Origin of the sequence: Photorhabdus heterorhabditis (assembly GCF_001280945.1) — a bacterium.
Lineage (GTDB): Bacteria > Pseudomonadota > Gammaproteobacteria > Enterobacterales > Enterobacteriaceae > Photorhabdus > Photorhabdus heterorhabditis.
The window spans coordinates 29,534-52,027 of the sequence record NZ_LJCS01000019.1 but is presented as its reverse complement, the minus strand read 5'-3'; the positions used below and the strand labels follow the sequence as shown (position 1 = coordinate 52,027).

The 22,494-nt window shown below is 39.7% G+C and carries 16 protein-coding genes and 1 tRNA gene; 9 read left to right on the top strand and 8 right to left on the bottom strand.

Annotation, left to right across the window (positions count from 1 at the left end; genetic code table 11):
* Nucleotides 1-218: 218 nt before the first annotated feature.
* Both AM629_RS09035 and dsdX read right to left on the bottom strand, forming a co-directional pair.
* Nucleotides 219-1,550 (bottom strand): D-serine ammonia-lyase, encoded by a 1,332-nt coding sequence (locus AM629_RS09035; protein ID WP_054478186.1) that lies wholly within the window; start codon nt 1,548-1,550, stop codon nt 219-221.
* A gap of 418 nt (nt 1,551-1,968) precedes the next feature.
* Nucleotides 1,969-3,306, bottom strand: coding sequence for a D-serine transporter DsdX (gene dsdX, locus AM629_RS09030; RefSeq protein ID WP_054478185.1), 1,338 nt, complete (start codon nt 3,304-3,306; stop codon nt 1,969-1,971).
* Nucleotides 3,307-3,547: 241 nt separating this feature from the next.
* On the opposite strand from dsdX, the gene dsdC reads away from it, so the two are divergent.
* Nucleotides 3,548-4,486 carry a DNA-binding transcriptional regulator DsdC gene (gene dsdC / locus AM629_RS09025; RefSeq protein WP_054478183.1) on the top strand — a complete coding sequence of 313 codons (939 nt, stop codon included), beginning with the start codon at nt 3,548-3,550 and terminating at the stop codon, nt 4,484-4,486.
* 303 nt (nt 4,487-4,789) lie between these two features.
* Here the strand turns inward: dsdC and AM629_RS09020 are convergent, their stop codons facing one another.
* Nucleotides 4,790-6,493 (bottom strand): pyridoxal phosphate-dependent decarboxylase family protein, encoded by a 1,704-nt coding sequence (locus AM629_RS09020; RefSeq protein ID WP_054478181.1) that lies wholly within the window; start codon nt 6,491-6,493, stop codon nt 4,790-4,792.
* Between the two features lie 994 nt (nt 6,494-7,487).
* Between AM629_RS09020 and AM629_RS09015 the strand changes: the two genes are divergently transcribed.
* From AM629_RS09015 to AM629_RS08995, 5 genes are all read left to right on the top strand, one after another.
* Entirely contained in the window at nt 7,488-8,024 is a 537-nt protein-coding gene (locus tag AM629_RS09015; protein WP_054478179.1) for an Ail/Lom family outer membrane beta-barrel protein, read from the top strand.
* 459 nt (nt 8,025-8,483) lie between these two features.
* Nucleotides 8,484-9,368 carry a hypothetical protein gene (locus AM629_RS09010; protein WP_072161852.1) on the top strand — a complete coding sequence of 295 codons (885 nt, stop codon included), beginning with the start codon at nt 8,484-8,486 and terminating at the stop codon, nt 9,366-9,368.
* The gene (locus AM629_RS25225) at nt 9,362-9,760 is read left to right on the top strand and encodes a DUF1240 domain-containing protein (RefSeq protein WP_054478174.1); all 399 of its coding nucleotides are present in this window, start codon (nt 9,362-9,364) and stop codon (nt 9,758-9,760) included. The genes AM629_RS09010 and AM629_RS25225 overlap by 7 nt, the downstream gene beginning before the upstream one ends.
* The gene (locus AM629_RS24205) at nt 9,732-9,965 is read left to right on the top strand and encodes a hypothetical protein (RefSeq protein ID WP_054478170.1); all 234 of its coding nucleotides are present in this window, start codon (nt 9,732-9,734) and stop codon (nt 9,963-9,965) included. The genes AM629_RS25225 and AM629_RS24205 overlap by 29 nt, the downstream gene beginning before the upstream one ends.
* Nucleotides 9,962-10,357 carry a DUF1240 domain-containing protein gene (locus AM629_RS08995; protein WP_054478169.1) on the top strand — a complete coding sequence of 132 codons (396 nt, stop codon included), beginning with the start codon at nt 9,962-9,964 and terminating at the stop codon, nt 10,355-10,357. The genes AM629_RS24205 and AM629_RS08995 overlap by 4 nt, the downstream gene beginning before the upstream one ends.
* A gap of 534 nt (nt 10,358-10,891) precedes the next feature.
* On the opposite strand, the gene AM629_RS08990 is transcribed toward AM629_RS08995, so the two are convergent.
* A tRNA-Lys gene (locus tag AM629_RS08990) sits at nt 10,892-10,967 on the bottom strand.
* 366 nt (nt 10,968-11,333) lie between these two features.
* On the opposite strand from AM629_RS08990, the gene cycA reads away from it, so the two are divergent.
* Together cycA and wrbA are read left to right on the top strand one after the other, a co-directional pair.
* The gene (gene cycA / locus AM629_RS08985) at nt 11,334-12,740 is read left to right on the top strand and encodes a D-serine/D-alanine/glycine transporter (RefSeq protein WP_054478168.1); all 1,407 of its coding nucleotides are present in this window, start codon (nt 11,334-11,336) and stop codon (nt 12,738-12,740) included.
* A gap of 232 nt (nt 12,741-12,972) precedes the next feature.
* Nucleotides 12,973-13,572 carry an NAD(P)H:quinone oxidoreductase gene (wrbA, locus tag AM629_RS08980; protein WP_054478167.1) on the top strand — a complete coding sequence of 200 codons (600 nt, stop codon included), beginning with the start codon at nt 12,973-12,975 and terminating at the stop codon, nt 13,570-13,572.
* 57 nt (nt 13,573-13,629) lie between these two features.
* Here wrbA and putP read toward each other — a convergent pair whose 3' ends face one another.
* Nucleotides 13,630-15,114, bottom strand: a complete 1,485-nt coding sequence (gene putP, locus AM629_RS08975; RefSeq protein WP_054478165.1) for a sodium/proline symporter PutP — start codon at nt 15,112-15,114, stop codon at nt 13,630-13,632.
* 484 nt (nt 15,115-15,598) lie between these two features.
* On the opposite strand from putP, the gene putA reads away from it, so the two are divergent.
* Nucleotides 15,599-19,579 carry a trifunctional transcriptional regulator/proline dehydrogenase/L-glutamate gamma-semialdehyde dehydrogenase gene (putA, locus tag AM629_RS08970; protein ID WP_054478164.1) on the top strand — a complete coding sequence of 1,327 codons (3,981 nt, stop codon included), beginning with the start codon at nt 15,599-15,601 and terminating at the stop codon, nt 19,577-19,579.
* 79 nt (nt 19,580-19,658) lie between these two features.
* Here the strand turns inward: putA and fliZ are convergent, their stop codons facing one another.
* From fliZ to AM629_RS08955, 3 genes are all read right to left on the bottom strand, one after another.
* Entirely contained in the window at nt 19,659-20,171 is a 513-nt protein-coding gene (gene fliZ / locus AM629_RS08965) for a flagella biosynthesis regulatory protein FliZ (RefSeq protein ID WP_054478161.1), read from the bottom strand.
* A gap of 52 nt (nt 20,172-20,223) precedes the next feature.
* Nucleotides 20,224-20,946, bottom strand: coding sequence for an RNA polymerase sigma factor FliA (locus AM629_RS08960; RefSeq protein ID WP_054478160.1), 723 nt, complete (start codon nt 20,944-20,946; stop codon nt 20,224-20,226).
* Nucleotides 20,947-21,192: 246 nt separating this feature from the next.
* Nucleotides 21,193-22,266: a flagellin FliC gene (locus AM629_RS08955; RefSeq protein WP_054478159.1), complete on the bottom strand. Its 1,074-nt coding sequence runs from the start codon at nt 22,264-22,266 to the stop codon at nt 21,193-21,195.
* Nucleotides 22,267-22,494: the final 228 nt, after the last annotated feature.

Sequence of the window (22,494 nt, the reverse complement as noted above, 5' to 3'; positions counted from 1 at the left end):
CCGCCGTGCTGCAATTTGAAATCTATTGGGTATAACTTGAAAAACACTAAGGAGATGACTTTTCAGAGTAGGAAACCAAATCAAAGCGTTTTTCAGTAATAGACTGAAAGCCAGCAGGATACTGAACCCGAGGAACCAGATGCTGGCAATCAGATTACCCCAGTGAAAGACACCATTTTCAAATAATCTGGGCTTGAAGCCCGTTAAATTATTTACGATTAGATTTTGGCCATAGCCAGGTATTTTGTCATCTCATCATCGGGCACCATACCACCGCCAGTTGCCCAGACCAAATGCGTAGCCTGTTTCATCTTTTCTACTGAAAGGTTCTTGTTATTTAAATAATTAGAGTTTCCACTAACACGAGCAGGCCCCGCCATTCCCGCCAACGCCGAAGGCTCTAACTGGATATCCTCATCACGATTAAGTAAACCCAACAGGTTATACATTTCTTGATCATTAATAGTGTAAAAGCCATCAAGCAAACGCTCCATGGCTCGACCAACAAAACCGGAAGCTCTCCCTACCGCAAGACCATCAGCAGCCGTGACATTGTCTATACCGATGTCCTGTACACTGATATTGTCATGTAGACCGGTATATACACCCAACAACATACATGGAGAATGGGTAGGTTCAGCAAAAATGCAGTGCACATGATCACCAAAAGCCAGTTTCAACCCAAATGCAACACCACCCGGGCCACCACCAACCCCACATGGCAGATAAACGAATAATGGATGCTCTTCATCAACCACAATATTCATCTGCTCAAATTGTGCTTTGATCCGGCCACCTGCCACAGAATATCCCAGAAATAACGTCCTGGAATTTTCATCGTCAATAAAAAAACAGTTGGGATCAGATTCCGCTTCTTTACGCCCATGAGCTACAGCCACACCATAATCTTGTTGATGCTCTACTACATTAATCCCATGTGAACATAACTTTTGCTTCTTCCACTCACGGGCATCGGCAGACATATGCACACTGACGTTAAAACCCAGTTTTGCACTTATAATGCCAATGGATAACCCCAGATTACCGGTAGAGCCTACGGCAATGCTGTATTGGCTAAAAAACTGTCTGAATTCCTCTGAAAACAGTTTGCTGTAATCATCATTTTCAGAAAGTAAACCAGCCTGTAATGCTAATTTTTCCGCATGAGTCAATACTTCATAAATACCACCACGAGCTTTAATCGAACCGGAAATTGGTAAGTGGCTATCTTTCTTAAGCAGAATTTTCCCTGCTATATCAACACTATAATACTGTTCCAGTGTTTTCTGCATTGCGGGAATAGCCACTATCTCTGATTCAATAATGCCATTCGTAGCTTTTGTCTCCGGGAAAACCTTACATAGATAAGATGCAAAACGATTCAGGCGTGCTTCAGCATCCCTGACATCATCAGCATCCAAACCGACAAAAGGTAATCCCTCTTTAAAGGTTGTACTGCAAGGGTTAAACCAGAATATTTCCTCTAATTTCATTAAATTTTTTACTAACGGATATTCATTTAGTAATTGTTGAATCTCTGTACTTTTCATTTGCGTGTTAACCCAAGATTGGTGTTCCCTGGTATATACCCTTCATCCTTCAAGTTGCTGCTTTATTGGCTGCTTTCACTTACCCCAGTCACATCGTTACCTATGCTCCTGGGGATGCGTTCTCTTGCCGCCACGCAGCAATTTGAAATCTATTAGGTATATAAAAAAATAACGCTAGTTTTTTAATTATTAAAATTATTATTTTCAGTATGTTATGTTTACTACAATTTTCCTACAAAATATCAAAACATCACTTTTTATTTATTTTTTATCTTCCCCTTATTTTGATTAGTACATTAGTATTTAATTTTCTTTTTATTTTAGCTATAAAAGCTGCCTATTTTATAGGCTCCCCTGGTATTGACACACTCGCACTTCTTGTTCTTATCTTTCAACGACTGAAATATTATTCTTCTCATTACACAATGGTAGAAAGAAGAAACGTCCCAGCCAACGCAACAACAGATGCAATAAATGTTGCGGTTGTATAATATTTAAAAGTTTCACTGAGCGTTGCTCCGCAATATTGCTTAACCAGCCAGAACAGTGAATCAGTAACAATAGTACAGCCGATAGCACCGGAACCAATAGCTAACGTAATGATTGCCGGGCTAATATCTGGATATAACGGCAGCATGGGTGAAACAATCGCTGTTGCTCCCACCATTGCTACGGTTGCCGAACCAACCGCCGCATGCAAGATAATAGCAACCAACCAAGACAAAAGAATTGGATGCATATCCAGATTTGACAAAATAACTGCCAACGTATCACTAATCCCACTTCCTTTCAGAATGCTATTGAATGCTCCGCCTGCACCGATAATCAATAAAATATTGGCGATAGAGGCAAAACAATCTTCTGTTTTTGTCAACAGCATACTCATGCCCACATTTTGTTTAATACCTAAGGTGTAATAGGCAACAAATGCAGCAATAAACATAGCGGTAATAGGATTACCGATAAATTCTAACACCATGTAAGATATGGTGCCTTTTTCTATATTCAGTTCAGCAAACGTTTTAATCAGCATCAACCCAATTGGCAATAGCACAGTAAACAATGTGATACTTAAAGAGGGTAAATCTTCTTCCCTGCGAACTTCAATATCAGAAAACTCATCAGGAACCGATTTGAAAGGCAAACGGCTACCGAGAAATCGCTGGAATAACGGGCCACCGATCAAAGCCGCAAACAAACCGATTATTAGTCCATAAACAATCACCGAACCAATATCCGCGCCCAGTTTATTCGTAACAAATAATGCCGCTGGGTGTGGAGGCACAATACAATGAACCACCATCAATGCCGTACACAACGGAATCGCTAATTTCAACAATGACGTATTAGTTTTCCTGGCAATAGAAAACGCCAATGGGATCAACAGTACTACCCCTACTTCAACAAACAGAGTAATACCACAAATCAGCCCAATCAGTACCATAATGATATCTGGTGAGAGCCATCGGCATTTTTGCAATGTGATACCAATACGCTCTGCTGCGCCAGATATCTCCATCATCTTGCCCAGAATGGTTCCCAAACCAATGACTGCGGCCAAAAAACCCAACGTACTACCCATCCCCGCTTCAATGGTTCTTACCACATTGACAGGGTTCATTCCCATTAATACGCCAACATAAAAACTTGCCAGCAGTAACGCCAGAAAAGGGTGAATTTTTAATTTGATTATCGTAAATACAATTAACACAATACTTGTAAGTAATGTACCAATCACCCAAGGTTGTGAATCCACTTAATCATTCTCCACAGTTAACCTCTGTTCGTTACATGCGTTTTCACTATTGAATATGAATATTCAATTTTTGACAAATGATCAATACATAGCCATGCATGAACTCTGTTGAGTCAATTCAGTGATACCGATCAAAATTTTCACTTTATTTGCGACTTAAATCACTAAAACTATCTGAAATATACACCCTTGATGATACGGTTGTATTATCCCACTTCGATGAAAAAGAAACATTATAAATATGTACACAGATGATAATTTCATGGTTGTAAATAAGTTACTAAATGGAAGCCAGTTATCAAAGCTGCATACATTTGAGATAGCCGCCCGCCACTGCTCTTTCGTTCAGGCTGCTGATGAATTGGCTATTAGTGCCAGCGCTGTCAGCCATAGAATCAGTTCACTAGAACAAGAGTTGGGACTCAAACTTTTCCAACGTTTTCACAGAAAGCTTGAATTAACTTGTGAAGGAAAGCGTTTATTTTGGACAATTAAATCAACACTGGAACATCTGAATCAGGAAATTCTGGAGATAAAAAACCAAGAGTTATCAGGAAACCTGACTATCTACTCCCGTCCTACCTTTACCCAATGTTGGTTAGTGCCCAAATTGGCTGATTTTAACCAGCTCTATCCATCCATTAATCTGAACATCTTGGTTGGTAACGAAAATGTAAATTTCCGCGGTTATGGTATAGATTTAGCAATTTATTTTGATGATATTATGTCCGATGAATTATCCCATCAGTATTTGATGAGTGAATATATTACCCCGGTCTGTAGTCCACAATATGCCGAAAAATATAACCTGATGGGAAATATCGATAATTTACAATACTGCACATTATTGCATGACAAACAAGCATGGAGCTACGATTCTGATACAAAAGAGTGGGATACCTGGACAGAACATTTTGGTATTACCCTAGATCCATCACAAAAATGTATAGTATTTGACCGTTCTGATTTAGCTGCGGTCGCCGCAATACACCATGCTGGTATTGCCATGGGCAGAAAAAACATGATTGGGGAAAAAATTAAAAGCAAAGAATTAGTAGCCCCTTTTCCCAATACCGAAGTGCTATGTAAACAATATTACTATACCTGTACCCTTCCCCAACAACAGAATGAAAAAGTCAATGCATTTATTCAATGGTTGAAATCAATCATAGACGAATAAAGAATACCATCGGTCATTAAATAGGTACAACCATCCCTTTTTTCCAAGTGGCGATAGCTAATCGCCATTATACCCTTCATCTTTCAAGTTGCCTCTTTGTTGGCTGCACTCACCCCAGTCACATCGTTATCTATGCTCCCGGGAACTCGCTCCCTTGCCGTCGCGATCCATCTTGAAATCTATTGGGTATAGATCCCAATATAGTTACTACGAAAAAGGCTGAACTCTGTTCCCTACAAAGCTCAGCCTTATCAATTTAAGTTTAATCCTTGGTAATTATATTGTAGTCATGTGTCTACCTTTTCAAGAAGGTACGTTTTCAATTAGGCTATCAATATATCTATCAATATCCGCCCTGGTTGTCATTGGGTTTATAAACACCGCCTTCTCACCTGGAATATAAGAAAAATCCCCCTTTGAGTCATATTCAGAACGGGTAATAAATTCAACCCAATTGGTAAATAACCCAATTTTATCCCTATTGGTAAATATTCTTCGATGAAACTGATAATTACTTTGCATAAAATTCATAGCATCCTGAGAATCCATACATGTCAGCTCATACTCAAATGCTATATCAACATCAGTTATAATCTTAGGATTATAAATCTTAAATCCAACACTTGGCCCCTGATTCGCTGGTGCAATAAGCTTAACATAGCCTAAATCTTGCAAACACTTTCTGAAATAATTGGCATTTTGTAAACAGTGCGCCAAAATAACCTGGTATCCTTTCTTTCCCATATAGGTTAAAGCAGAGACAGCACCAAAAATTCCTGCGGCACCCCGAGTACATTCAATTGTTGATTGTAAATGTGTTTTCCCTTGCATATCATTCTCAAAATAAGAGAAATGCTGTGGTTCATTCTCCAATGCTTTCAGATCGGATTTATCTTTTATCATCACTAAGCTGGAAATATAAGGCACATATCCCCATTTATGAAAATCTATGGTAAATGAGTCGGTATATTTAATTTCCTGAAACTTGTCCCTATTATTTTTTATACCTTGTAAAGTGCTTTCATTTATTGACAGCGGGTTTGATTCAAAATCATAATCAGCAAAGAACAACATTGACCAACCAATAGCTGCATCTGCATGAATATGCGGTTTAATTTTTATGCCATATTCTTCACATAAGCGATTACGTAAGTCATAAATTAGTTTTACCCTATCAACTGCAAACGTATCCGTCGTTCCCAATGTAAGCATAATTGTCGGAATCAAACAATTAACGTTAAAACATGCACGCATTTGGTGTTCCAAATGGGCCAAATCAATCTCATTAGAGGACGTAATCCTAATTCGTATCGTTTTATGTTTAATATCTACACCTAGCAGGGATAAATTCGTCATATTTGAATAATGTCCTCCCTGTGAATTAATAATACAATAATCATCACCGGAATCGAGACCGGTAAGCCGGGCATTTGGTAATGATTTTCTGATCCCTAAAAGATACCCATACAAATTACAAAAAGTTCCCCCTTGTGTGAAAATACCGGTTGCTTCCATAGGATCATAGCCAGCCAATGTTGCCATTTGCCTGACTGCCATTTTTTCTAATTTCTCAGCCATACCCGCATACTCGCTATAAACCAAATTAGGGCTTACAAGCTGGGATAACATTGAACCATAAATGGCGGGATCACAAGGCATAGCAATAGCATTTTCGACAGCACCAGGATTTTCCCAGTCTTTTGACAGTGCCACAGCAAAGAGCAACAGAGGATCAAGGCTACCTCCCGGTTCACAATACGTTTCAGGTATATGTTGCTCGGTTTTTATCTTTTCTAACAAAAAACTACCCTCAGGATAGGCATCAACACGTTTCAACGGATGAAGATTCCTCCCTCTAAACTCAATAATTTTCTTCATCTCCTGTTCATGAAATATAGGCCACTTATTGGAATCTCGGCTAAAAAACCATTCGATAATCCGTTGGTATTCAATTTCAAAATTAGGTGAAAGCCCGTCCTCTGAAATAATATAATTTTTATTTTTCACGATATTATTAACCTTTGTTTATTGTGTTATATGTGAATTTTTTGTTACCCAACAACAAAATTAGTCAGCATCTTGTCATTCATTTCTCTGATTAATTGCAATATACCCAATAGATTTCAAATTGCAGCGCGGCGGCAAGTGAACGCATCCCCAAGATGCATAGATAACTATGTGACTGGGGTAAGTGAAAGCAACCAACAAAATAGCAACTTGAGAGATAACGGGTATAAAAGCATAATAGGTATGCCATACAAATAAATAACCCCTTATAATGTCAGCGTTCACAAACTCAATGAAATATATTTATTTATGTAAAAACACTTCACCGCTATTACCCGGAAATAATCATTTATTATATAAACTATCATCTTAATATAATATTTATTATTTTATTAATAGTAACCAATCTAATGTTAGACACAATAATTTAAATAAGATAAGTATTATATGAAAAATAACACATTACAATTAATTCATATAAAATCAAATAATTATATTTCATATGGCGCAAAAATACTCAAATAACTTTAACTCATTAATCTTTAATTGTATCTGGGTGTATTCCTACCACGCACACTGAAATGTGCAAAAAACAACTTACCTTTTTCACTTATCATAGTAAGCGCCAAAAATTTAATTTCACTAGTTACTATTGGAATAGAAAACAGAAACGCGTGTTTTTCTTAATATAAAAATGTGGAATATTTAGTATGAATAATTATCGGTAAGCAAAGAAAGAAAAGTTCCAAAGTTAACAATTGATGAATATTGAAACAATAAAGCGATTATTTATACTAATAAAGCAAAATTACTCCAGAAATATCCTCAAAGAAGAAAGTAGTAATAATAGTTAGTGAATCGTGTATAAGACCTTAATTTTATCGAAAAATATATACTAATGATTTAAGTTGTGATATTTATTATATTCGTTGGTAAACAAGTCTTTAAATAGTAACAAAGTAATTCATTACGAAATTATATAGAGTGTGATTAAATGCAAAAATTTTTACTAAGCTGTGGCATTATTTTCTCTGCATGTGCAATAACCTTACCTGCTCAAGCTGAACAACATACTGTTTCTATCGGCTATGCCTATGTGAAACCACAAGATATTAAAGCACTAAACGGTGCGACATTGAGTTATCGATATGAATTGGATGATCAATGGGGACTGTTATCATCATTTACCTTTGCTAAAGGGGATGAAAAAGAGACAGAAGAATACCCTAAACTTGATACTAAGTATTACTCTTTGATGACTGGTCCGACTTATAGAATTAATGATTATGTTAGCTTATATAGTCAACTGGGGTTATCCAGAATTAACATAAAAATATCCAGTGCCGACTATGGTGAGTATGGGAAAATAAATAAAAATGCTTTAGGCTGGGGAGCAGGTTTAATTGTCAATCCGACAACCAACACATCCGTTACAGTTGGTTATGAAGGCAGCCGCTTTAATATCAAAGGTGATGAGGATAATAAACTCTCCACTAATGGTTTTAATGTGACCGTCGGCTACCGTTTCTAATTTAGTCAATAAAAAAATTATAGAATCATCAAGGCTGAATATATAGCCTTGGTGATTTATTTAGAAATTTCGATTCAATTCTGCATATCAGAAAAATAAATTCATCGTTCCCCCAAAGAAGTAACTCGAAATCGATTTAACATATTACGAATCTTTTATTAAGCAAAGCCAGAACTAAACAAGGTTATTTTCACAATATTAATTTAGGTGATGAAACTAAAGAGTGACCTCCGGCTGTTCCTGAATACAGAGATTTGTAACTTACCCTATATAAAATTTTAGTGTTAAGTATGTCCTCTATTCGCCTTTACATATCTTTACTGGTGCACAGTTGAAGGATGCAAGAGGGTTTTATTGAAGGTATATTCTAACAAGAATTAAATTATTTTTGTTGACCTTGCTGGTTATATCAACGAAGATGTTAAAATGAGTAACATTAAACTAATGTAAGGAGGGAATATGACGTATAAGAAATATAATCCCAGCGTGGAAGGTTACATGGGGGATTTTTTAAAGGGTAATGTAGGTATTAATCAGTTAAAACCTCAACATGAATTCTTTGATGCCATAGGGTTAGAAAAAGTATTAAGTGATAATACCATATATATTGCCCTTCTGACTCCAGAAGAAGCGGTGAATATCTTAGGTGATATCAATCCTTTTTCACCAACAAGACCAAAAATAAAATTAAATAATTACCATGAGAAAGTTTTTTCTGTTACCGATTCCATTTCACCTTTTGCCGGAAATATACATGATTTTTTTGCATTTTCCGCAATTGTCAAAGAGTTTAGAAATATAGGGATCACCGCAACAGAGTATTTTGATAAAAATGGCAAGTGCTATATAAAAATATCAGGTCATGCCGGCCTTAGACGTATTATTACAGGAACACGATACGGTGCTAACAATCCCAAAATGCTGTCAATGGGTATAGGACAACAAGGTCTTAATTCAAGTATCGTTAAAGGGGTTAAATTCTGCATTATCTTCTCTGTTATGTATCGAACAATTGAAGCTGTTTTTAAAGATGAATATACCCTAGCAGATTTCATTGGTAATATAACTGTTGATATGGCTAAAACCGCCATTATAGCAGCTACTTCTTGGGCTGCTGGTTCATTTATATCAGCTATAGCTGTAGTTGGTGGAAGTGTTATTGTCGCTGCGGGAATTGTTTTAATTGTTGGTTTTCTTGCTGCCATCACTTTAGAATATATCGATAAGAAATATGGAATCAGTCCGAAAGTCATAAAATTGATAAAGGATGGAATGGAAAGAAAACCCAGGACACCTGAAGTTGATTTACAGAATATATTCAACAATATGGGTAAAATATGGTAGATAAAAATATTATACGTATAATTTGTGGAATCTTTGTTTGTTTTATTATTTTATTTGGGTATTATATTGTTTTTAACAATATTCACTCATTATTAGTAATGAAAGATGAGATAGTATTTTCTAGTATAATTTTTATTTGCTTCTTTTCATTTCCACTCGTTTTGTATTATTTTACATCTGTATTTTTTTATTTTATTTTTAATAAACTACCTAATAATCATATGTTGTATATAAAATTCTTAGGTTCTATTATGGTTATTTCTTTTATTATCAGTCTTCCAATATCTTTCTGGGTAAGTAATCAATTAAACAATGATGGCTATTTGGTATGTAATAAAATCTCATGGATGTCGCCTACAACTTATGTCAAAGACATTAAATTATGTGAGTAAAAATTTTATAAATATTCTTCTCTCATATTTTCGCCTAGCCTATTTAGCTCTCATTATGATTGCGATTAGTTTAGAAATTCTAGAGGCAAAATATGGAATAAGTAAAAAATTAATAGAACTAATCAAAGAAGAAATGAAAAGAAAACCAAAGTCACCGGAAGGAAATTTACAGCATGTATTTAACCGATTAGGTAAAATAAAGTGAATAATAAGCATGTAAAAATTTCATACGGAATAATATTATTACTAATAGTTACATCTGTAATGTACTTAGTGAGTGACTGTATTTTTTCATTGATTTTAATGAAAGAAAAAATAATATTTTCCGGAACTATTGTTATGTATTTCATTTCATTTCCTTTAATATTTTATGCTATATCTGGTTCTATATTTTTCTTTGTTTTTGATCGATTGCCTAAATTTAATAAGCCTATTATCAGATACTTAACCATGCTGATGATTGCATCATTCATCGTTAGCTTTCCTATCTCTTTTTATGTTGGTTATAAGTTAAACAATGATGACTATTTGGTGTGTGATAAAATCTCATGGATGTCACCTACAACTTATGTCAAAGACATTAAATTATGTGAGTAAAAATTTTATAAATATTCTTCTCTCATATTTTCGCCTGTTTAGCTCTCATTATTTGAGGGCTTTTTTATTATTTCTCAGGGTGTTAAATAGTGCTTTCTGTAAAAATCACTCACGGTAAAAACACCACGAAAGAATTACTTGATATCCTGAACCATGAAACCAGAAATAAAGCCTTATATTACTGGTTCTTTGCTGCATTCATGCTGTTTGTCTATTTTACTTTCGATGTTGTCTGTCTGATATCATCATTATTATGGAGACATCCATTCTACCAAATAAGAAAATAGGGCTTAATCCTTAGATACTTACGACATATACCTGTTATCTTTCAAGTTGCCTCTTTGTTGGCTGCACTCACTCACCCCGGTCACAGTGTTATCTATGCTCCCGGGGATTCGCTCCCTTGCCGTCGCGATCCATCTTGAAATCTATTGGGTATAAACATAACAGACAAAATTTATCTTATAATGACAAATCTATATATAATCTCTATTAATGCTGTTAAATACCACTCTTAGGCATCCTAGATTTAACTGGTGGGTTGTCGGGGGCTCGAACCCCGGGCCAATTGATTAAGAGTCAACTGCTCTGCCAACTGAGCTAACAACCCATATGAACAATTATTATCTCATACACAGCTATCGTCAATATTATTATTGACCCGTTATTTGTTGGCTGCACTCACTCACCCCCGGTCACAGTGTTATCTATGCTCCCGGGGATTCGCTCCCTTGCCGTCTCGATTCATCTTGAAATCCATTGGGTATAACTATTTTTTTCTAAGCGAATAATTCATATTCAATTTTAAGGATACTGATGAGTTAAATTGTAACCAATTTGTTTTTAAGATGAAATCAAGCTGTCATTATTATAGTAATTTGTGTCACAATCTTTTCGCAAACACCGCTAATATAAGGCCACTTAAAGAGCCGTGACAATTTACCTAAGAAAATGAAAATATTGGATACTATATACTATGGCAGAAAATATAAACACTTCACTTTCCGCTAAAACCGGGGAAACGCAGTTGCAACGCAATCTGAGCAACCGACATATACAACTTATTGCTATCGGTGGTGCTATTGGCACCGGGCTGTTTATGGGTTCAGGAAAAACAATCTCCCTTGCCGGACCATCGATTATATTCGTTTATATGATTATCGGTTTCATGTTGTTCTTCGTGATGCGCGCAATGGGCGAATTACTGCTCTCAAACCTGCAATATAAATCATTCAGTGACTTTGCTGCGGATTTACTGGGGCCTTGGGCAGGTTTTTTTGTCGGTTGGACTTATTGGTTCTGCTGGGTTATTACCGGTATCGCCGATGTGGTAGCCATCACTTCATATATCAGTTATTGGCAACCCGATTTCCCACAATGGGCTACTTCCCTACTCTGTGTTTCGTTGCTGCTAGCGCTTAATCTAGCAACCGTAAAATTATTCGGAGAAATGGAATTCTGGTTCGCTATGATTAAAATCGTTGCCATTGTTGCTTTAATTGTGACAGGCGCTGTTCTGATCGGTATGCATTTTCAATCTCCAGCCGGCCATACCGCTTCACTGGCAAATATATGGAATGACGGAGGATTCTTTCCCACAGGATTAAATGGATTTTTTGCCGGATTCCAAATAGCCATATTTGCTTTCGTGGGAATTGAATTAGTAGGTACTGCTGCCGCAGAAACTAAGGACCCAATGAAATCACTTCCCAGAGCAATTAATGCCATTCCAATCCGTATTATCACCTTCTATGTGCTGGCACTCATAATTATTATGTCAGTCACGCCATGGCGTTCAATCATTGCAGACAAAAGTCCTTTTGTTGAGCTGTTTGTGCTGATTGGTTTACCTGCTGCTGCAAGTATCGTGAACTTTGTGGTATTGACTTCTGCCGCATCTTCAGCAAATAGCGGGGTTTTCTCCACCAGCCGTATGCTATTTGGACTAGCAAAAGAAGGTGATGCACCACAGCAATTCAGCCGCCTTTCACGCCGTTCAGTGCCTGCATCGGGGTTAATTTTTACCTGTTTATGTTTATCCTGTGGTGTCGTGCTGATTTATTTAATTCCTGATGTTATGCATGTATTTACCCTGGTAACCACCGTTTCAGCCATTCTGTTTATGTTTATCTGGAGTATGATCCTATGTTCATATTTGGTTTACCGGAAACGTCGCCCTGCATTACATAAAGCTTCAATCTATAAAATGCCACTGGGTATTATCATGTCGTGGGTCTGTCTGGCATTTTTTGCATTTGTTCTGATACTACTCACTTTACGAGATGATACTCGCCAGGCATTAATTATCACACCTGTTTGGTTTCTGGTTTTAATTATTGGCTTTCAAATTGTAAAAAAACGTAGAACACGTTTGTACAACTAACTTATTCAAGTTTTTAATACCTATATGACCTGTGGGAATAATACTCCACAGGTCTTTTTTATTGCTGCAAGCGACTAAATTACCGCTACACTTACTCTACCGGTTAAGAAAATCTTTCTTACAAAATAAGGTAATTTCGCCTTATTACATCAATAATATTGATGAATTTAAATGACGGCTGCCGTTATTGTAAACTTCGCAGCCACTTTTTAACCTTGTTGGAGCAAGTAATATGACTAAAATTCTTGTACTTTATTATTCCATGTATGGACATATTGAAACGCTGGCATCCGCAGTTGCAGAGGGCGCCAAAAAAGTCTCTGATGTAGAAGTCACCATTAAACGCGTACCAGAAACCATCCCACCAGAAACATTTACCAAAGCAGGTGGTAAAACGGATCAATCCGCTCCGATTGCATCCACACAGGAGCTGGTTGACTATGATGCAATTATCATCGGCACCCCAACCCGCTTTGGTAATATGGCCAGCCAAATGAGAAACTTTTTAGACCAGACAGGCAGCTTGTGGGCCGAAGGTAAACTGCACGGCAAAGTCGCCAGCGTATTCACTTCCACAGGTGTTGGCGGTGGTCAGGAAATGACCATTACTTCAACCTGGACAACACTCGCCCACCACGGCTTTATTATCATACCGATTGGTTATGGTATTCCTGAAATCGGGGATATTTCACAGTCGCAGGGGGGAACCCCTTATGGTGCCAGTACTTTCGCTGGCGGTGACGGTTCACGCTTCCCCAATGAAAACGAATTGAAAATCGCCCGTTATCAGGGGGAACATGTCGCTAAGATCACTAAAAAACTGAAAAGCTAATAACGCTCGTTAGGGTGTGAAGGCATTTCGCCTTCACACTTTTTTACCTATTTCAATTCACTTAGTTTTGTATTGCACCTCAGCATCAATGAAACGCTGTTGCGTTTCTCTGCCCGGCGCTTTACCCAGCAAGCTGACAATGACAATCGCAATAGAAGCAAAGATAAAGCCAGGAATAATTTCATACAGTCCAAACCATTGGTACTTCATCCATACTAATACCGTGCCTGCCCCAACCAACATCCCGATTAATGCACCATTACGTGTCATACGTTTCCAAGTAACAGAAATCAACACAACCGGACCAAACGCTGCACCAAATCCAGCCCATGCATTACTGACCAGAGCCAATACCTTATTTTCAGGGTTAGTTGCTATTACCATAGCGATAACTGCCACCAACAGAACCATAAAACGCCCCACCCACACCAACTCCTTCTGGCTAGCAGATTTACGGATAAAAGGCTTATAAAGATCTTCTGTCAATGCACTGGCACACACCAACAGCTGACAACTCAAAGTACTCATGACCGCAGCCAGAATAGCTGATAATAAAATACCTGCTATCCACGGATTAAACAGAATAACCGCCAATTCCATAAAGATACGCTCACGATTGGCAGCTACCGGGCCAGACAGGTCAGAATGCATTTCAAAATAAGCAATACCGAAGAAACCAACCGCAATAGTTCCAGCCAAACATAACACCATCCAAGTCATACTAATACGACGAGCTTTACGGATAGTGTGATGGGAATCTGCCGCCATAAAACGCGCCAAAATATGTGGCTGACCAAAATAACCCAGTCCCCAACCCAATAACGAGATAATAGCGATAAAGTTCAATCCCTTAAACATATCCAAATAAGCTGGATTTTTCGCTGCTATCAGAGTAAGCGAGGTATCAATGCCACCAACAGAGAAAATAACGATAACTGGGGTCAAGATAAGAGCAAAAATCATTAATGAAGCCTGAACAGTATCTGTCCAACTGACCGCCAAGAAGCCACCGAGGAAAGTGTAAGCAATCGTTGCTGCTGCCCCAAGCCACATGGCTTTCTGATAACTGATACCAAAAGTGCTTTCAAATAATAAACCTCCGGCAACAACGCCAGAAGCACAATAGATGGTGAAGAAAATCAAGATAACAAGTGCAGAAATAATACGCAGGATCTTGCTGTTATCTTCAAAACGACTGGTGAAATAGTCTGGCAGTGTCAAAGCATTGTTATTGACTTCCGTCTGAATCCGTAACCTGCCTGCAACCAGTTTCCAGTTAAGATAAGCGCCTAACGCAAGACCAATAGCTATCCAGCTTTCTGAAACACCCGCGAAATAAACAACGCCAGGTAAGCCCATCAATAGCCAACCACTCATATCCGAAGCACCGGCAGACAAAGCCGTTACCACGCTACCTAATCGCCTTCCCCCTAAGATATAATCATCAAAATTTTTGGTCGAGCGATAAGCTAAAAAGCCTATCAACAACATCCCAGTAATATAGACAATAAAGGTGATTAGCATTGGTGTATTTACTGTCATGCAGGTTCTCCATAGTTTATCTGTGTTTGCAAAGCCGCAGTTCTCCTGGGTACACAGAGTTTTCCCTGTCAGGTTCAGGAACGTTGCACCTGATTGCACCTAAAGATGATTTATAATTCTAAATTGAAATAATTTTTTTTGTAACCAATTAAAAAGTTACAATGAATCCTAGATTAGCACTAGGTAATTTAACAACTAATTAACGCCATTTTTTACAAGAAACGTTTGCTGAATCACATTTATTTGATTTAAAGGTTGTATTTTTTAACCATTTCATGATTCCACTCTAGTGTTAGCCATAAAATGTTAAACCAATATATATCAATTAGATAAAGTCACAATAACAAATATACCCGTCTAATTATAATAAATGGATTAATTTCACAAAAACAAAACAAGCAATTTGCATAAGGTTGCACAAAGTTGCAACATATCAGATATTATCATGCAAATTAGATAAACCTTACCTATTAAAGGAGCGAGGATGGGTAGTACAACAATGGGCGTGAAGCTTGATGAGGCAACTCGTGATCGCATTAAAGCTGCGGCACAACGGATTGACCGCACTCCACACTGGCTGATTAAACAAGCTATTTTTAATTACCTTGAACGTCTTGAAAATGACGAGCAGATTACTGAGTTATCTTCCAGCCAAGATCTTGAAGAGAAGATAACGGGAGAAGAAACTGCAATAATAGATTCCTCTCATCAACCTTTCCTCGACTTCGCCGAGCATATCCTGCCTCAATCAGTAAAACGTTCTGCAATCACTGCTGCCTATCGTCTGCCAGAAACACAAGCAGTTCCAATGCTGCTACAACAGGCGCAATTGCCAGAAGAGCAGGCACAAGCAACCCACAAGCTAGCCTATAGCATTGCAGAAAAATTGCGTAACCAGAAAAACAGCGTTGGCCGCTCAGGTTTAGTTCAAGGGCTGTTGCAGGAATTTTCACTTTCATCTCAGGAAGGTGTTGCCCTGATGTGTCTTGCGGAAGCCCTGCTTCGTATTCCTGACAAAGCCACCCGTGACGCGCTGATCCGCGATAAAATCAGTAATGGTAACTGGCATTCTCATTTGGGCCAAAGTTCATCTATGTTTGTCAATGCAGCAACATGGGGGCTGCTATTTACCGGAAAACTGGTTTCTACCCATAACGAAGCCAAACTTTCTAATTCACTGAATCGTATTATCAGCAAAAGTGGTGAACCATTAGTGCGTAAAGGCGTAGATATGGCAATGCGTCTGATGGGTGAACAGTTTGTGACAGGTGAAACTATCGATCAAGCGCTGGCAAGTGCACGTAAATTGGAAGAAAAAGGGTTCCGCTACTCCTATGACATGCTAGGTGAAGCCGCTTTAACTGAGAAAGATGCCCAGGATTATATGGTTTCTTACCAACAGGCGATTCATGCTATCGGTAAGGCATCTAATGGCCGAGGCATTTATGAAGGACCTGGGATTTCCATTAAGCTTTCCGCCCTGCATCCGCGTTATAGCCGTGCTCAATACGAGCGAGTAATGGACGAGCTGTATCCACGTCTGCTTTCCCTGACATTACAGGCACGTCAATATGATATTGGTATCAATATTGATGCAGAAGAAGCGGATCGTCTGGAAATCTCTCTTGATTTGCTGGAAAAACTCTGTTTTGAGCCACAACTGGCTGGCTGGAATGGCATTGGTTTCGTTATTCAGGCTTATCAGAAACGCTGCCCATTTGTTATTGACACGATAATTGATTTGGCACAGCGCAGCCGTCGCCGCCTGATGGTGAGACTGGTAAAAGGCGCCTACTGGGATAGCGAAATTAAGCGTGCTCAAATAGATGGGCTGGAAGGCTATCCAGTTTACACCCGTAAAGTTTATACCGATGTTTCTTATCTGGCTTGTGCCCGCAAACTATTGTCAGTGCCAAATCTGATTTACCCCCAGTTCGCTACCCACAATGCTCATACTTTATCTGCTGTTTATCATATGGCCGGTCAAAACTATTACCCGGGTCAATATGAATTCCAATGCTTGCATGGCATGGGAGAACCACTATACGAACAAGTGGTCGGGAAAATCGCTAATGGCAAATTAAACCGCCCATGTCGCATTTATGCGCCAGTAGGCACTCATGAAACGTTGTTAGCCTACCTCGTCCGTCGTCTACTGGAAAATGGTGCTAACACCTCCTTCGTCAACCGTATCGCCGATACCACGCTACCACTGGATGAACTGGTTGCTGATCCAGTGAAAAAAATTCAAAAACTGGCTGAAACCGAAGGTCAAATTGGCCTCCCTCATCCGAAAATCCCTCTGCCTTACAACCTGTATGGCAAAGATCGCGCAAACTCAGCCGGTTTGGATCTTTCCAACGAGCATCGCTTAGCTTCTCTTTCCAGTGCCTTACTCAGTTCTGCTACCGAAGAACGGTATAGCGAACCATTACTAGGCGGTCATTATTACCATCAAGGTGAGTTACCCGTAGCTAAACCGGTCATTAATCCGGCTGAGCCTCTGGATATCGTTGGTCATGTTCGTGAAACAACTGAGCAGGAAGTTGGTCATGCGCTGGATGTCGCAACAGAAGCTGGAGCAATCTGGTTTGCGACTCCGCCATCAGAACGAGCAGCAATTCTGATTCGTGCTGCTGAATTGATGGAAAACCAGATGCAACCGCTGTTGGGTATTCTGGTTCGAGAAGCAGGTAAAACCTTCAATAATGCGATTGCGGAAGTACGCGAAGCTGTCGATTTCCTCCATTATTATGCCGGGCAAGTTCGCCATGATTTCGCTAATGATACCCATCGTCCACTGGGACCCGTTGTATGTATCAGCCCATGGAACTTCCCATTGGCTATTTTCACTGGACAGATAGCTGCTGCGCTGGCTGCCGGAAACAGTGTCTTAGCAAAACCAGCGGAACAGACCTCATTAATTGCAACAATTGCGGTCAAGATACTACAGCAAGCGGGTATTCCCCATGGCGTATTGCAATTATTACCTGGCCGAGGTGAAACCGTTGGTTCTCTTCTGGTTGGTGATGAAAGGGTACGCGGGGTGATGTTTACCGGCTCCACTGAAGTTGCTGGTCTGTTACAACGCAATATTGCCGGACGACTTGATGCGCAAGGACGACCAACACCTCTCATTGCCGAGACCGGTGGCCTGAATGCAATGATTGTTGATTCTTCTGCTCTCACAGAACAAGTTGTTACTGATGTCGTCGCTTCTGCTTTTGACAGTGCAGGTCAACGTTGCTCTGCCTTACGCATTCTTTGCATTCAGGAAGATGTGGCAGAACGAACCATTACCATGCTGAAAGGAGCAATGTCTGAATGCCGGATGGGTAATCCTGAACGTCTTTCTACCGATATCGGACCAGTCATTGATGCTGATGCCAAAGCCGGTATCGATCGCCATATTCAGGCAATGCGCACTAAAGGACGCACGATTTACCAGGCAGCGCACAGCAATACGGTTGACAGTAAAGAGTGGGAACAAGGCACCTTTGTTAAACCAACGCTAATTGAACTGGAAAGCTTTGATGAGCTGAAAAAAGAGATCTTCGGCCCTGTTCTACATGTTGTCCGTTTTAAACGTAGTGAACTGGATACATTGCTGGATCAAATTAACGACTCCAACTACGGCCTGACACTAGGTGTACATACCCGTATTGATGAAACAATTGCACAGGTTACCGCGAAAGCGAAAGTAGGTAACTTGTATGTTAACCGCAATATGGTCGGTGCTGTTGTTGGCGTACAACCGTTTGGTGGTGAAGGCTTATCCGGTACAGGCCCGAAAGCGGGTGGTCCACTCTATTTATATCGATTACTCTCTTGCCGCCCTCAGAATGCCATTAATCAGACGCTGGAACGTCAAGATACTGAATATTCACTGGACGCCAATGCTCGTTCGACACTGATGGCTCCATTTGATGCATTGACGAAATGGGCTACCAATCAGCACAACGAAGAGCTGAATCAGTTAATTCAGCAGTACAAACTACTCGCACAAGGTGGCACAACTCGCCTGTTACCTGGGCCTACAGGTGAACGCAATACTTACACCCTGTTACCTCGTGGTCAGGTATTGTGTCTGGCGGATAATCAGCAAGATACCTTGACCCAACTGGCCGCAACATTGTCTGTTGGCTGTCAATTACTCTGGCAAAATGATGAAATGCACCAGCAACTATTCCGTCAATTGCCAGATAACGTCCGTAAAGCAATCAATCTGGTTCAAGACTGGCAGAGTGAAGATACGGCATTCGACGCTGTCATTTACCACGGCGATTCTGATCAACTCCGTCAAGTCTGCGAACAGATCGCCCAACGTAGAGGCCCCATTATCTCCGTACAAGGTTTTGCCCGTGGAGAAACTAACCTCTTGTTAGAACGTCTGCTACATGAACATTCGCTGAGCATTAACACTGCCGCTGCGGGGGGCAATGCCAGCTTGATGACTATCGGGTAACGCCTAAAATAACCAAGGGGAACACACCGAAAATGTGTTCCCCTGAAATTGGTGCTCTCTTTACTGTTATATTTCCAGCTTAATGACCGCCCTGCTGCCAGCTCAAATACTGCTCATACTTACGCAAGGCAATGTTGTAGTTACTGAATGCCGACTGTGATAGTTTCTCACTCAGTTTTTCCTGGATTTTCTCTGTTGTGAACTCTTTTACAGGGTAATTGCTTGAAGTGAGCAATTCATCCAAACGTCGTAAGCGAACCACATACTCACGAATCGTACTGTGGCTCATTTCAGTTTGTTCAAACAGGTATTGTTTGAAAGACATGATGTCAAAATAATCTGTCTCGCTGTTGCAATAAATTTCACTGCAAAAACGGCATAATGCGACAAATTTATCTTGCAACTCATCCCAAGTCTTATCATCAATCAACTCCGTCATCTCGGAGATCGACTCTTTATTGATCACCTGGCCATTAAAAACCAAAGAGATGCGATCAAGAGCTTTGTGACAATGCAAGCAATGAGTTTGACTATGTTTGTAGTCTTTAATGTAACGGCTGAGCGGCCGTTTCTTTTGTGTTGTAACAGACATAAGAGATAAAGCCCTGTGTGTAGTCTTAAACAAAAAACAAATAAGCAAAAAGTTACTTTTCCGGATTTAAGCGAGCCCGCAGACGTTTAATCGCCTGACTGTGTAACTGACTTATGCGGGACTCCCCGACTTCAAGTACTGCGCCAATCTCTTTCAGATTAAGTTCTTCCTGATAATACAGCGTCAGAACTATTTTTTCTCGCTCGGGTAACGAATCAATAGCATCAATTACCCGTTGACGAACATCACTTTCCAACAATTGTTGTAAGGGATTAGTTTCATGCCCTTCTTCAATGACAGGTTCACAGCTTTCACCATGCATTTCATGCCATTCGTCATAAGAAAACAACTGACTGTTATTCGTATCTAACAGTATCTGCCGATATTCTACCAGATCAATCTTTAATTCTTTAGCAACTTCCTGCTCACTGGCTGGACGGCCTAAGTCTTGCTCAAGTTTACGGATGGTTTGCGTTACTTCGCGCGCATTACGTCGCACACTACGCGGAGCCCAATCACGGCTCCTTAACTCATCCAACATTGCACCTCTGATACGTTGTACCGCATAAGTGGTAAACGCGGTTCCTTGTAAGGAATCAAAACGTTCCACCGCATTTAGTAAGCCGATTCCCCCGGCCTGAAGCAGATCATCCAGCTCCACACACGCAGGTAACCTAACTTGTAGCCTTAACGCTTCATGGCGAACTAATGGTACATAGCGCTTCCAGAGGCTGTTTTTGTCCATCACGCCTTCGGCGGTATACAAATCGCTCACAACAACAGACACCTTTGGAATAAGAGACTAACTACCATTATCCAATCCCCTAACAAGGGCAATCGTTTGAACAATGTAGTAAAAGCACTTCTTTTTCACCTATGCGAAATTTATTGTCCGCCTAATAATAACACAAATTTTAGGCTGTTCACGATAAACGACTAAAAAAGAAGGACCGGCGAACCGATCCTTAATTTATTTGGATTTTTACGTGAATCAGGTTCACATATTGCCCTAACGGAACGATTAGCGCAGCAGAGACAATACAGTCTGAGGAACTTGGTTAGCCTGAGCCAGAACCGCAGTACCAGCCTGTTGCAGGATTTGACCACGGCTCATGTTAGACACTTCGGTTGCGTAGTCAGCATCTTCGATACGGCTACGAGCTGCGCTCAGGTTGTTAACAGTATTGTTCAGGTTGTTAACGGTAGATTCCAGACGGTTCTGGATAGCACCCAAAGAACTGCGCAGGCTGTCAACTTTTGACAGAGCCTTGTCTAAAGATGTTAATGGCTTAGCATCATCGTCAACTTTAGCTGTTTTTTCACCAACCGTGACATTACCCGTTTTAGTGTCAATAGTGGCCTTATAAAATACTTCTTCACCACCGTTACCTTTACCCGTTACAACATATTGACCATCAATTGCTTTACCATCTTTATCGTTGGCTGCCTTGACTTTGATATCAGTAACATTAGCAATAGTTGGTGGGTTTACCTTAGTCTCAGTATTACCATCAGCTCCACCTTTAACAGTCGCGATGTCAGTACCAACACGTACTCCACCTAATGAACTAACATCAAATGTATTCAGCGCTAGAGTCTCACTATCAATTTTTTCCAGATTAATTTTGATAACTTCGTTATCGTTAGCGCCAACCTGAATGGTCATTTCGTTCTTTTCACTTAGAACATGAACACCATTAAATTGAGTCTGTTTAGAAATACGATCAATTTCCTTTAAACGCTGAGTAACTTCTTCCTGGATAGATTTGGTATCACTCGCAGAGTTGCTGTCGTTTTGAGCCTGAACAGTTAGTTCACGAATACGTTGTAAGTTGGTGTTAATTTCGTTCAGTGCACCTTCGGTAGTCTGTGCAATAGAGATACCGTCGTTAGCGTTACGTGCTGCCTGAGACAAACCTCTAATATTTGCAGTGAAACGGTTAGCGATCGCTTGACCAGCCGCGTCATCCTTCGCGCTATTGATACGCAGACCAGAAGACAGACGCTCAATAGCGCTACCCAAAGTACCCTGGGATCTATTCAGGTTATTCTGAGTCAGCAGGGACAGGCTGTTGGTGTTGATGACTTGTGCCATAGTTAGAGTTCCTTTTTAAAATCAAGTCGATATATAAGTTTGGGGTTTACCCACGGTGTTCATCACCGCCAACAGTTTTATCGGCGCTCCTCAAAGAACCTTTAATTTTTCTTGAAAAAACTTTTTCTTTTTTATCACTCCTCCCTTATAAGCCAAACAGCGCCCGTTCTTCGCGATTATTCTTACCATCAAAAAATTATTTTTATTAGTAAACTTTTTTCGAAACTT

Excerpts from the sequence above, each read along its gene's own strand:
- AM629_RS09035 (WP_054478186.1), bottom strand. The coding sequence starts at position 1,550 with ATGAAAAGTACAGAGATTCAACAATTACTAAATGAATATCCGTTAGTA.
- dsdC (WP_054478183.1), top strand. The coding sequence starts at position 3,548 with ATGTACACAGATGATAATTTCATGGTTGTAAATAAGTTACTAAATGGA.
- AM629_RS09015 (WP_054478179.1), top strand. The coding sequence starts at position 7,488 with ATGCAAAAATTTTTACTAAGCTGTGGCATTATTTTCTCTGCATGTGCA.
- AM629_RS09010 (WP_072161852.1), top strand. The coding sequence starts at position 8,484 with ATGACGTATAAGAAATATAATCCCAGCGTGGAAGGTTACATGGGGGAT.
- AM629_RS25225 (WP_054478174.1), top strand. The coding sequence starts at position 9,362 with ATGGTAGATAAAAATATTATACGTATAATTTGTGGAATCTTTGTTTGT.
- AM629_RS24205 (WP_054478170.1), top strand. The coding sequence starts at position 9,732 with ATGTCAAAGACATTAAATTATGTGAGTAAAAATTTTATAAATATTCTT.
- cycA (WP_054478168.1), top strand. The coding sequence starts at position 11,334 with ATGGCAGAAAATATAAACACTTCACTTTCCGCTAAAACCGGGGAAACG.
- wrbA (WP_054478167.1), top strand. The coding sequence starts at position 12,973 with ATGACTAAAATTCTTGTACTTTATTATTCCATGTATGGACATATTGAA.
- putP (WP_054478165.1), bottom strand. The coding sequence starts at position 15,114 with ATGACAGTAAATACACCAATGCTAATCACCTTTATTGTCTATATTACT.
- putA (WP_054478164.1), top strand. The coding sequence starts at position 15,599 with ATGGGTAGTACAACAATGGGCGTGAAGCTTGATGAGGCAACTCGTGAT.
- fliZ (WP_054478161.1), bottom strand. The coding sequence starts at position 20,171 with ATGTCTGTTACAACACAAAAGAAACGGCCGCTCAGCCGTTACATTAAA.
- AM629_RS08955 (WP_054478159.1), bottom strand. The coding sequence starts at position 22,266 with ATGGCACAAGTCATCAACACCAACAGCCTGTCCCTGCTGACTCAGAAT.